The organism is Streptomyces sp. NPDC017676, from assembly GCF_044329325.1.
Lineage (GTDB): Bacteria > Actinomycetota > Actinomycetes > Streptomycetales > Streptomycetaceae > Streptomyces.
The window spans coordinates 26019-36781 of sequence record NZ_JBIRJA010000039.1; the positions used below are offsets into that span (position 1 = coordinate 26019).

11 protein-coding genes are annotated in these 10763 nt (G+C 68.8%); 5 read left to right on the forward strand and 6 right to left on the reverse strand.

Annotated elements, in window-relative coordinates; all coding sequences use genetic code 11:
- Nucleotides 1-135: 135 nt before the first annotated feature.
- The 5 genes from ACH4LD_RS42330 to ACH4LD_RS42350 all read right to left on the reverse strand — a co-directional run bounded on the left by ACH4LD_RS42330 (nt 136) and on the right by ACH4LD_RS42350 (nt 4369).
- Nucleotides 136-327: a hypothetical protein gene (locus ACH4LD_RS42330; protein ID WP_398059850.1), complete on the reverse strand. Its 192-nt coding sequence runs from the start codon at nt 325-327 to the stop codon at nt 136-138.
- Nucleotides 324-1985 carry a hypothetical protein gene (locus ACH4LD_RS42335; RefSeq protein WP_398106225.1) on the reverse strand — a complete coding sequence of 554 codons (1662 nt, stop codon included), beginning with the start codon at nt 1983-1985 and terminating at the stop codon, nt 324-326. The genes ACH4LD_RS42330 and ACH4LD_RS42335 overlap by 4 nt, the downstream gene beginning before the upstream one ends.
- Nucleotides 1982-2602 (reverse strand): WhiB family transcriptional regulator, encoded by a 621-nt coding sequence (locus tag ACH4LD_RS42340; RefSeq protein ID WP_398059847.1) that lies wholly within the window; start codon nt 2600-2602, stop codon nt 1982-1984. The genes ACH4LD_RS42335 and ACH4LD_RS42340 overlap by 4 nt, the downstream gene beginning before the upstream one ends.
- Nucleotides 2603-2762: 160 nt before the next feature.
- The gene (locus ACH4LD_RS42345) at nt 2763-3455 is read right to left on the reverse strand and encodes a hypothetical protein (RefSeq protein ID WP_398059845.1); all 693 of its coding nucleotides are present in this window, start codon (nt 3453-3455) and stop codon (nt 2763-2765) included.
- Nucleotides 3456-3457: 2 nt separating this feature from the next.
- Nucleotides 3458-4369, reverse strand: coding sequence for a helix-turn-helix domain-containing protein (locus tag ACH4LD_RS42350; RefSeq protein WP_398059843.1), 912 nt, complete (start codon nt 4367-4369; stop codon nt 3458-3460).
- A 667-nt stretch (nt 4370-5036) separates the two neighbouring features.
- Here ACH4LD_RS42350 and ACH4LD_RS42355 point away from each other — a divergent pair.
- Nucleotides 5037-5918, forward strand: coding sequence for a helix-turn-helix domain-containing protein (locus tag ACH4LD_RS42355; RefSeq protein WP_398059841.1), 882 nt, complete (start codon nt 5037-5039; stop codon nt 5916-5918).
- Between the two features lie 237 nt (nt 5919-6155).
- Here the strand turns inward: ACH4LD_RS42355 and ACH4LD_RS42360 are convergent, their stop codons facing one another.
- Complete coding sequence (locus ACH4LD_RS42360; protein ID WP_398059840.1) at nt 6156-6980, reverse strand: helix-turn-helix domain-containing protein; 825 nt, start codon at nt 6978-6980, stop codon at nt 6156-6158.
- Nucleotides 6981-7287: 307 nt separating this feature from the next.
- Between ACH4LD_RS42360 and ACH4LD_RS42365 the strand changes: the two genes are divergently transcribed.
- From ACH4LD_RS42365 to ACH4LD_RS42380, 4 genes are all read left to right on the forward strand, one after another.
- Complete coding sequence (locus ACH4LD_RS42365) at nt 7288-7797, forward strand: SDR family oxidoreductase (RefSeq protein WP_398059838.1); 510 nt, start codon at nt 7288-7290, stop codon at nt 7795-7797.
- Nucleotides 7798-7875: 78 nt separating this feature from the next.
- Nucleotides 7876-8514: a hypothetical protein gene (locus ACH4LD_RS42370; RefSeq protein ID WP_398059836.1), complete on the forward strand. Its 639-nt coding sequence runs from the start codon at nt 7876-7878 to the stop codon at nt 8512-8514.
- The gene (locus ACH4LD_RS42375; protein ID WP_398059834.1) at nt 8501-9775 is read left to right on the forward strand and encodes an MAB_1171c family putative transporter; all 1275 of its coding nucleotides are present in this window, start codon (nt 8501-8503) and stop codon (nt 9773-9775) included. The genes ACH4LD_RS42370 and ACH4LD_RS42375 overlap by 14 nt, the downstream gene beginning before the upstream one ends.
- A gap of 10 nt (nt 9776-9785) precedes the next feature.
- Nucleotides 9786-10226, forward strand: a complete 441-nt coding sequence (locus ACH4LD_RS42380) for an NUDIX domain-containing protein (protein WP_398059832.1) — start codon at nt 9786-9788, stop codon at nt 10224-10226.
- Nucleotides 10227-10763: the final 537 nt, after the last annotated feature.

Genomic DNA, 10763 nt, shown 5'->3' on the forward strand with positions numbered 1-10763 from the left:
GCCCCGCGGGGGGCAGGCCCCGGCCGCGCGTGTGGGGGGGCTCACCCCCCCTGCCGCGGCGGGGCGCGGGGGGGCCCGGCCCCCCCCGCGCCCCACCGCAGGGCGATAGGGGGAGTGACCTGCTGGTTTGCAGGGTCAGCCGCACACGGGGCAGCGTCCGATGTGGCCGCTGAGCGCCCGGGCCATCCGCGCCTTCGTTGAAGCCGCGTACGTCGCGCTGGCCTTCGCCGACGGCCTGCCGGCATGCCGCTCGGAGTGAGCGCTCAGATAACCGATCTCCCGCTCGTACTCCTCACGGAGGGCAGCGAACTGCGGGCAAGTCCTCATCGGGTGATGCTCCTTGTCGTCGTGATGCTGTCCGGGCTGCGCAGGGCCGCCAGGACCAGACTGAGTCGGTCGTTTCGGCCGCCGGGGAGCTTCTCGCGGCGGATGATCTCCCTGACCTGGACCCGGGTCACAGCCTCGTTGCCGTCCCGTTCCAGCAGCGCGGGCACGTGGGGACGGATCAGCTCGACCAGCTGGTCGACGTCCTGCTCCGGCTCGCGCGGCGGACGCTGCGCCTGGGAGCCTCTCGACCGGACACTGCGCTTGCCCGTCGCCTTCGAGGCCGGCGTCCGGCGCCCGGGAACCTTGTGCCCCCGGTCCCCGGTGGTGTCGGTCCCCGTGTCGGTCGGTCCCCGGTCCCCGGTGGTGTCGGTCCCCGTGTCGGTCGGTCCCCGGTCCCCGGTGGTGTCGGTCCCCGTGTCGGTCGGTCCCCGGTCCCCGGTGGTGTCGGTCCCCGACTCGGCGGTCCCCGGTCCCCGGTGCCATTCACGGCGTTGTGCAGGTACTTCCTCCGCCGGGAGGCCGGTGCCCGAGCGGCTCTCGTATTCCTCACCGGTCTCCGGGTTCACTGCCTCGGTCCCCGGCTCGTGGTCTCTGGGACTCAAGGCTCGGTTCTCGTTCCCCACCGCGGTCCCCGCTTCACGGTCCCCGGTCCCCGCGGGCCGCTCGGCGTTCACAGTCCCCGGTCCCCGGTGAGGTTGCGGTCCCCGGTCCCCGTCCCCAGCCACGCCGATGCGGGGACTGTCGTTGGGGACCGAGTCGCTCTCGACGCTCGCGGCGGCCACCGTGGTCGCCATCTCGCCGGAGTGAGGTGGGGACCACGGGGAGGGCAGCGGGACGGTGGCGAGCGCGAGTGCGTGTCGGCGGGCGGCAAGCTGGGCGAGCAGCTCGGCGCGCTGGGCCGGGTCGGTGCCGACCGAGGCCCGGCCGATCGCTTTCGACAGCCGCCGGGTCAGGCGCCGGCCCCGTCGGCTGTGCCGCTGCTCGGTTGTGAGTTCAGCGAGCCGGGTGGCGAGGGCCACGGCGCGAGCGGTGGCGCGTTCCCGGGTGATCTGCGCGGCGTCGCGGTCACGGGCGGCGATGCCAAGCCGGGACAGCAGTCGCTCGCGTGCTTCTCGCCCGAGAGTGGCGATCAGGCCGTGGGAAGCGGCGCCAGGGGTGCGCAGGCGCAGCTCGATGCCCATGGCCAGGTGCCAGAGCATCGCCGCCATGACCGGTCCCACGAAGGCGCGGACAGTGCCTCCTACGGGACCGCTCTCGGCGTAGGCGGGGATCACCTGGACCCCGGTGATGAGCCACACCAAGGTGCCCGGCAGCCCCGGGGCACCCTGGGTGTTCAAGTTCTGCCGGGCCATCAACGCGGTCGCGAACAGTCCCAGTTCCGCGGCGGCGAACATGCTGGCGCGTTCGGCGGTGCCGGCGATGTTGAGGTAGTCGGCGGCGAAGCGCCAGCTGGTGTCGGCGCTGTAGGCGGTGCAGCCGAGCGCGGCCAGGGCGGAGACCACGACCGCGGTATTGCCGAGTCGTTTCCGCGGGTGCTGTGCCCGCCGCTGGAAAGCCCAGCCGACCACGGCCAGGGTCAGCGCGACGGCGGGGACGCCGAGCGCGAGGAGCACGGACAGGTCCGGGGCGGCGCCGAGGGACAGGACAGGGTGGGTCATGCGACCTTTCCGAGAGGGGCGTGCGCCGAGGCCGGCGCCACGGGGCGGGAGACGGGCTGCTGTGCTGCGGGCCGGGCGGGCGCGGTCTTCTTCTCCGCGTTCTTCCGCCGGGGCACGCCGAGGGTGCGGTCGCGGTCGAAGACCTTGTTGGCGGCCTGCCGCAGCAGGTCCCGGGCGTGCTTGGTGCCGATTTGCAGGGCGGAGGCGAGCCGGTCGGGTCGCCATCCGCGGACGTAGGCGTGGTCGATGACGGCCTGCCGTTCGGCCTCGGTGAGGTGGACGTCGCGGCCGTTGAAGAAGGCGACCACGCGGCTGTAGTCGAGGCGGCGGGGCAGTCCGTCGTGCCAGGGGCGGCGTTCGGCCGCGGTCAGTCCGCCCCAGACGCCCTCTTTCAGGTCGTTCTCCAGGGCGTAGTTGAGGCAGTCGCGGCGCACCGGGCACGGTCCGCACAGCTCCTTGGCGTCCGCGATGGCCTCGTGGTCGCGGGGTAGGGGGAAGAAGGTGGCGTCGGCGTCGTCGGGGTCCATGCCGTGGCAGGCGCCGTGGGGCTGCCAGCTGGTGTCGCCGATTGAGCGCAGGCCGGTGGCCGGCGAGGTGTGGGTGGTGATGTGGCGCAAGGTGGTCTCCGGTGTGCTGCCGCGCCGGCCGACAGCAGGTCGGCAGTGGATGGGCGCGGCGTCGGGCGCCTGCTGCGGCACCGGGCAAGGTGGCGCAGCAGGGGCGGGACGATGGTTTTGCGCGGGCGCACCAGGCTGGGGTGCACCACGGGCGGGCCGGTCAGGCCATCGCCGTCTGCTGCCGCTGCTGGGCGGCGGCGAGGTCCTTGCGGCAGGGATGCGGTTCCTCCCGCAGCGCGCTGCCGCGTGCGAAGCCGTCGGGGTCGACGCGCCGACGCCGGCACGGCTCGCCAATTGATGCCTCGCACCAGTCGCAGCGCACCGACAGTGCGTCGGGCTGGCCCTGGGCGATGGCCTCCTCGCGGGCGGCGCGGGCGCGGCGGAAGGGCGCGAGGGCAGCGCGGGCCTCGGGCGGGATGCAGGAGCCGACCTGCTCCAGCCGTGCTTTCAGCCTCGGGTTGGCCCGGCTTCCGGTGAGCTGTCGGTAGGCCGCGGGCTGGGTGGCGCCGGTGGCGACGGCGCGGCGGGTGCCGACCAGCTCGGCGGTCCAGGCCGCCTGGTCGTCGGGGTCGGCCAACGGGGTGGGGTCGGTGTGCCGGTGCAGGCGGTCGCGCTTGTAGCTCTCCCACGGGCGGGCGATGTCCGCAGGCAGGATCTGGTACGGCGAGAGGCGGATGTGCCGGCGAGCGGCGATCCGGGCGTCCCAGCCGTGCGGCGTGGCCAGCGGCACGTCCTCCAGCAGCTCATGCCACTGGGCGAGCTGGTCGCGGGCCTCGCCCTGGTCGGTGCGGATGGTGCGGGGGTCGAGTCGGCCGATGTAGGCCAGCAGGGCGGCGATTTCGCGACGGTCCATGGCTACTCCGTTCCCGTCGGCGTCGGCTCGTCGAGGGCGGCGAGGAGGGCGGCGGTGTGGGCCTCGGCGCGGGTCATCCTGCCCGCCGGGGCGGACCCGCCACCGGGCAGGGCGTAGAGGTTCGGCCGGGCCGGAGCGTGCTCCCGGGCGATCCAGGCTCGCCAGTCGCCAGCCCAGGCAGCCGCCGATCGGGGGGTGTGCCCGGCACGGTGCGCACGCCATTTCGCGTCGGCGGTGCGCAGGCCGTCCTCGCCGAGGCGGTCGAGGTGGCCTTGCTGGTAGGCCCAGGTGTGGCTGGCGGGGTCGACCTGCCAGTCGGCAGCCGAGGTGACGGCAGCACCACTACTGCTGCCTTTCCGGTTCAACTTAGGTTCTCTACGGTTCTGGGGGTCGGATTCCGTACCGTGGTGGGGTCGGATTCCGGCACGTCGAGGGGTCGGATTCCGTCGGGAGGGGCCGGATTCCGCACCGGTCGGATTCCGCCGTGAGGGGTCGGATTCCGTCCCCTTCTTCGGCCAGATTCCGTACCGCCGCAGGTCCTTCTGGGCCTCTTCGTCCAGCTCCGGCACCGGGTCGGAGTCGGTCGGCGGCTCGACGTACGCCTCCAGGTCCCCACATCGGGCTTCGGCGACCTTGGCCAGCCAGGCGGCAGCCCGGGGCAGCCGGTAGACCGTGGTGCGCTGCGGGCCCTCCAGGTGCTCCAGCGTCTTCAGCTCGCCGCTCTTGTCGAGCGCGACCAGCGCGTCTCGCACCGCCGTGCGACTGGCGTTCGTCCGCTCCACCAGACTCGCCACCGAGGCCCAGGCGACGCACTTGTCGTCCGCGACCCGGTCGGCGATCGACAGCAGGACGAGACGCGCGGTACCCCGGCTGGAACTGTGCTCCCACACCCACTCACGGGCATTGACACTCATCGGCCACCCCCGCCCGCAAGGTTCGAGCGTCGTTCCGTTGACGGCCAGGCGTCACTCAGAGTGCCGAGGTCGTGGGACGCCAGGGAGAAGGTGGCTGCCGCGCCGGCCGGATCGTCGGGCCTTTTGCGCAGGGCGGGAGGCATGCAAGAATCCCCTTTGCAGTGTTGCCACGCTGACGCGCCCCGTGGACAGGGATCAGCGTGATGATGGTGGGCAATCTCCGCCCCGTCGGGCCTAGCCGGGCCCGCCTCAGGGCGGTACGTGCCGTTACGCGTTCGGCGTCCTGGAGTAGCCGCTCCTGGGCGCCGTCGCTGTATGCGGACCTGCGAAGTTGTTCGGTACCCGCGGCGTTCCTCACGCTCGCGGGTGCCCCAGACGGGCCGTCCGAGGGACGATGAACATACGCACGGACTCGCGTCAAGGTCCAGACTTGGCTCTTAAACTCTGTAGAAGTCGTGCGGCGCGAGATGCCGGCGGCGGGCGGGGCATGTGGTGATCCCTCGGTGCGGATGTGCAGAGACGTTTCGTCCGGGTGCGGGCATGACGGCCAGGCCGGGAGGTAAGCTGTCAGCTCACCTTGATCGATGGAACGAAAGTATCCTCGTTCAGCTCATCGATCAAGTGAACAGAAGCGATGCATCTCGCCGGAAGAGGAAGGACGTGTTGGATGCCGGCCCGGCTGTTCGACGCCCAGGCCCTCTTGCTCGCACGCCGGGAGCTGGATCTCAAGCAGAGTGAAGTGGCGGAGGTCGTTGGCGTCAGCCCTGCCCGCGTCAGTGCCTGGGAGAAGGGCCGATCGGTGCCCGACCCTGAGAAACTGCCGCGCCTGGCCGCGGCGGTCCGGCGGGACCTTGATGAGCTGTTTCCCCGGAAGGGGCGGCCGGACCTTGCGGATCTGCGGGCTGATGCCGGCTACTCACAGAGCGCAACCCGCGAGTTGACCGGGACGCGGACGGCAGGGCCGGTGGCCGCCGCTGAGAACGGGCAGCGGCGACTGAGCAGCGAGTACGAACAGCGCCTGGCCGACGCCTACGGCGTGAAGGTGGAAGCGCTACGGCGAGCGCAGGAGCGGTCCTTCGGCCATGACGTGCCCGAACCGGACGAGTCGCCGTCCGCAGAGACTGTGCCGGCGGATACCGCCATGCTGCCGGCCACGCTCGCCGGGAAGATCGCCTATCTGCTTGACCGGCTACCCGCCCCAATCACTGACGCCGTCCTCGCTGCGCGAGGAAACGCCCTTGTCGGGGCGGAAGTCCTCACAGCGGACCTCGTGCACGGGCTGAGGACCGGTGCGGTGGTGAGTGCGTCCGACGAGGTCCTTGAGGCCCTTGCAGAGGCTCTGGACACCACGCCTTTGATGTTCAAGTCCGGTGATGCCGGCGTTGAGCGGGTGATCGCGGAAACCTTGGTGCTGAGTAACCAGGTGGCTGCCATCGCCGCCCGTGGTGGCGCGGAAGCGGGGCTGTCCGCAGAGCTGCTTGCGTTCATCAACAAGGAAGTTTCCAAAGCCCGTACGGAAGCAATCGCACCACACGATCACGAGAGCTGACACCGCCGTTGCGGCCGGCATCCAGCACGCACGTCGAATGCTTTCCCCCTTGGGCGACGACGAGCGCGCACCATACTCGGTGCCCGATCGTATGATTGGCCGGTCGGGCGATTCGCCCAGATCCAGCTCTAATTGCACGCCGTAAAGCACCTAGGTGAGGCGTTCAAAGAGCTGACATTATGTCAGTCTGCCGAGGCGCTTACCGACTTGGTGCCTGATCGATTGATCGGGCAGCTGTCATGCCGTTGTCGGCTCAGCTGGAGTGATGGCCATCAAGCGACAGGAGGGGAGTTCGATGGGAGTGAAAGCCATGAACCGCACGGCGAACTCCCGTCCTCCCTGCCGTGGCAGATAGAGGCGTCGGGGCCGGTGCGATACCGGGTGAGTGACGTTTAGTGGCAGATGAGGGGAATCCCAGAGCTTTCGCGCGATGGGATCGCGGCGCACAACTTCAATGATCGCCTGGAGACGCTGGTCGCTGCGGTACTGCTCGGCGTGCACCCGTAGCTGAGCCATCATCGGCGAGGCCCACTCCTCCTGCCAGTCGATCAGCTGCGTGCGCGCCTCGGGCCAGGTGAGAGCCCACTCCATCACGTTGAGGCCGTACGTCATCCAGGGGAACATCTCCAGGATCTTGGCGTTGTAGGCCAGGACATCCCACCGGTGGTCACTGACGTACAGAGGCCATTTTTCGCTGTGCTCGACGAGGTCGCGGACCGGATCGGGCAGCAATGCCGTCAGCGGACTGACAGGGGCTTCGACGGGAGTGTGCCCTCGGGTGAGCCGGTAGACGATGTGCCACTCGTCCGAGGTCAGGTCGAGGATGCGCCGTACTGCCTGCAGGAAGGCGTCGCTGTAGTTCGCCGGCCGGCCGGATTCGAGGGCGCTGTACCAGCGGCGGCTGACGCCGGCGAGCTTCGCCGTCTCGTCCTGCGTGATCCCAGGTCGGGATCTGTTTCCGAATGCTGCGGTGAACCCCGGAATGTCCGAAGCGTCGCGACGTGCACGAGCTTGCCGTAGAATGCGGGAGATGGTCGAGGCCTCCGCCGCCTTGCTTTTCATAACGTTCCCATAACGCTCAGGGTGGGATCTGTATCACATGGCTGCCTTGGCGCACAGTTCCGTGCGGCTCGGCGCTTCGTGTCAATTGGTGCACAACAGCAGTCGAGTTGACACCTCTCGGGAAAGCTGACGTGCCGTCGGAATATGGCCGGGGGCAAGTTGATGTGAACTGCCAGTTCTCATTCACAGCATAGGCGCTGCGACGGCCTCCTGATCCTTGCCCGTTCCCGCCCTAAAGTCACCGGCGCAGCCCTGCCGGCTCCCTGAGCTGGTGATTCGGCTGCTGCGATGGCAGAAAGGGACCTTCATGGCCAGATCCATATTGATCACTGGCGGAAATCGTGGAATCGGACACGCCGCAGTGCACGCGTTCGCTGATGCGGGATACAAGGTGGCTTTTACCTACCGCAGCGGAAACCACCCGGGGGATCTCGTGGAGCGAGGCTGCCTGGCGGTGTGCTGCGATGTCACCGATCCAGAGCAGGTCGAGATGGCCTTCAAAGACGCCGAAGCGACCCACGGCCCGGTTGAGGTACTGGTGGCAAACGCAGGGATCACCCGCGACCAGATGCACCTTCGTATGCCGGAAGAAGACTTCGCGGCGGTGCGCATCGTGACGCCGGGCCTCACCGACACGGACATGGCCGCTGACCCTGATGAGGAGCGGACCGCCGCGATCCTGCGCGAGGTGCCGCTGAACCGGATCGGCCGCCCGGAAGAGATCGCATCGACGATCGCATTCCTCGCCAGTGACGCCGCACCCTACATCACAGGCGCCGTGGTGCCCGTCGACGGCGGCATCTCCATCGGCCACTGACCTGGCCGAGGTGTACCGGCCGCCGACATGCGCAGCCAGGGACAACGCAACGGGGGAGCAAGGAGACTATGACGCAGGATGTGGTGGACGAACCTCCGCAACGGCCGGGGCAGAGGCCCAGGTCTCACGGGCAGCGCCGGTTCGGCCAGTCAGCGCACGCTGCGGCAGGAATGCCGTGAGGTGCTCTCGCAGATGCCTGTGCCACGGCCGTTCACCCTGGACGGCCTGATCGCCGGCATCGAGGCCGAGCGTGGACGGCGGATCAAACTCGTAGCCATCCCTGATCACCTACTGGCCAGCACCGACGTATACGGCCTATGGCTCCAGCTGGACGACGTCCCAGTCGACTTGATCCTGTACGTGGACGGCACCACAGCGTTCCACCGCCAGAGGATCATCCTCCACGAGCTGGCCCACCTGTGGTGCGACGACGTCACCGAGGCCAGCTTCGAGCAACTTGTCAGCCTTCTGCCGGATTTTCCTGCCGACCTTCTGCAGCGACTCACCAAGCGCGGCCGAATCATGGCCCGACACCGATACGACTCCGTCGTCGAGCGGCGCGCCGAGATGCTGGCCGATCTGCTCCACCACGAAGCCTACGACGTCGACTACATCGAAGACGCCACCCTCCGACATCTCGACGAAGACCTGTCCAGGCTGCACTTCACCCAGCAGCCCCGTCATTCAACCACCGAGAAGAACCGTGTCCGTCTCTGATGCGCTTGTCTCACTAATCACCGGCCTCCTGCTCCTGCAGACGGCCCTCCGCTTCCCCGCCGCGCTGCGCGGCCGACACCGAGGCCGCTCTCTTTCCGGCGCCTTCGCCGCGTTCGCCGCCGCCTGGTGGCTACGCACCGACAGCGGTCGCTTCGTCGTCAACCAACTCGGCGTCAACGACTTGCCCACCCTCTTGAAACACGTCCTGGCAATCATCGGCATATGCGAACTGCTGACCTACATCAGCGACGTCTACCACGACGAGGACACCACCGCCCGCCACATCAAGATCAGCTCACTGGTGCACCGCACGGCAGCCCGCGCCTCGCTGGCCACCGTGCTGTGCCTCGCCGCCCTCTTCTTCCTGGCCCTGGACCGCTCGAAGACCTTCGCCGACAGCCCGTACTTCGTGGGACGGCACGTCGGCGAGCCCGCCCTGATCCTCTACCTCGGCCTCTTCAACGCCTACACAGGCGCAGCCGCCGGCGTCTGCGCCTACCAGTGGGGCCGCGCGGCACGCCTCGCCGCGCGGAAGACCCTGCGCGCGGGCCTGACCATGATGACCGGCGGCATGACACTGCTGGTCCTGTACGCCGTACTGCGCACCGCCTACGTCACGGCGATCACCATCCGACCAGCCCTCGCGGAAGCCGGCTCCGTACAAGAACACGTCACCGACAGCACGCTGTATGCCGGATTCCTGCTGTGGATGCTCGGCTCCATCACACCGGCCACCCACGCACTCGCCTCCCGGATCCGCGCCATCAAAGCACTCGTCGGACTGCACAGACTGTGGCGCGACCTGGTCCTGGCCGTCGACGGCATCGCCCTGCACCAACCCAGCGAAGCCCTCGGCGGACACCGCGCCGCCGCCGTCATCAACACGCTGCGGGACATCTTCGCCCACGACACCACCCCGCAGATCACACTCGGCCGCTACGTCACCGAAATCCGCGACGTCACCCACGAACTGCGCCGACGCGCCCCGTCGGACCTCTTCCAGCGCGCCCGTCGACTCGCCGAAGCCGAAGGCCACACCGCCGAGGACGCCGACGCCGTCGCCGAGGCTTACTGGCTCAAAGCCGCACTCGATGCCGCCGACGCCCCGGCCGGAGCACCGGTCGCCTTCTACACAGCCAGTGACGACTTCGCCTCCGAAGTCACCTGGCTCCAGCGCGTCGCCCGCGCCTACCGCCAGGTCGACCCCCACATCGACACCCTGCTGGCAGCACAGCCTCCCGCCCCCGTCCCCACAGCGTAAAGAGCAGACCATGAACCTGACCGCCTCAGCCGCAGCCCTGTTCTGCAACGACGACGGGGAAGCCCTCATCGTCAACCCGACCTACAAGGACTACTGGAACCTGCCCGGCGGCGCCGTCGACATCGAACACGGAGAGACCCCATACGACGCGGTCGTCCGTGAGGTTCGCGAAGAGCTGGGCATCACTCCACCCATCGGCCGACTGCTGGTCCACGCCTGGATCACAGCTTCCGGCAAGGGAGCCCAAGCACTGTACATCTTTGAAGGCGGCGTCCTCAGCCGAGAAGACCAGCAGGCGATCACCCTGCAGGAGAGCGAACTCAGCGAGTACCGGTTCTGCCACCCTGAGGAGGAGCCCGGCCTCATCCCACCGCACCTGACAGACGTGTGGATGGAAGCGTGCCTCGCGCACGTCACTCAGCGGATCGCATACATCTCCGCGAGTGTGTGATCGATTCATCCATGGTGAGGCTCCAGAGGGGCTTGCGCGGAACCCTACGCGGAACTCTCGGCAGATCTCCGGCGCGTGGAAAGGCTGCCCGTATATGGCACTCGGGACCCACAGAGCGCGGTGATGCAGATCACATTAACGCTTGGGTTCGACGACTCCTCCGGGCAGCAGCCACCGGCCGTCCTCGCGGTAGGTGGGGTGAACGAGCAGGACGCGGCCGACTTGGTCAGTAACGAGCACGGCGGCGCCGACCCACACCGTGTGCCGGGGGACGGCGTGCTGCCCTGCGGACAGGGCAGCACGCGGTGCGACGTCATCCGAATCTGAGACGGGAGTGGTCACTTGGCGGTGCCTTCCATATCGGTGGGGCGGGCATGGGTTCGGCACGGGCCGGGAGCGGTGATCAGGAGGTACTGTCGGCGTACGGCCTTCTCTCCCCAGTTGCGTACGGGCGAACGTCCCCAGTTGTCAGGCCACTTCGGTCTCCTGCTCGATGGCCTTAAGGCGGTTCTTCAGGCGGTAGCTCGGGCCGTTGAT

What these genes read in the sequence shown, in the direction of transcription:
- ACH4LD_RS42355 (WP_398059841.1), top strand. Translation starts at nt 5,037, where the DNA reads ATGCCGGCCCGGCTGTTCGACGCCCAGGCCCTCTTGCTCGCACGCCGG.
- ACH4LD_RS42335 (WP_398106225.1), bottom strand. Translation starts at nt 1,985, where the DNA reads ATGACCCACCCTGTCCTGTCCCTCGGCGCCGCCCCGGACCTGTCCGTG.
- ACH4LD_RS42380 (WP_398059832.1), top strand. Translation starts at nt 9,786, where the DNA reads ATGAACCTGACCGCCTCAGCCGCAGCCCTGTTCTGCAACGACGACGGG.
- ACH4LD_RS42350 (WP_398059843.1), bottom strand. Translation starts at nt 4,369, where the DNA reads ATGAGTGTCAATGCCCGTGAGTGGGTGTGGGAGCACAGTTCCAGCCGG.
- ACH4LD_RS42365 (WP_398059838.1), top strand. Translation starts at nt 7,288, where the DNA reads ATGGCCAGATCCATATTGATCACTGGCGGAAATCGTGGAATCGGACAC.
- ACH4LD_RS42345 (WP_398059845.1), bottom strand. Translation starts at nt 3,455, where the DNA reads ATGGACCGTCGCGAAATCGCCGCCCTGCTGGCCTACATCGGCCGACTC.
- ACH4LD_RS42370 (WP_398059836.1), top strand. Translation starts at nt 7,876, where the DNA reads ATGTGGTGGACGAACCTCCGCAACGGCCGGGGCAGAGGCCCAGGTCTC.
- ACH4LD_RS42330 (WP_398059850.1), bottom strand. Translation starts at nt 327, where the DNA reads ATGAGGACTTGCCCGCAGTTCGCTGCCCTCCGTGAGGAGTACGAGCGG.
- ACH4LD_RS42360 (WP_398059840.1), bottom strand. Translation starts at nt 6,980, where the DNA reads ATGAAAAGCAAGGCGGCGGAGGCCTCGACCATCTCCCGCATTCTACGG.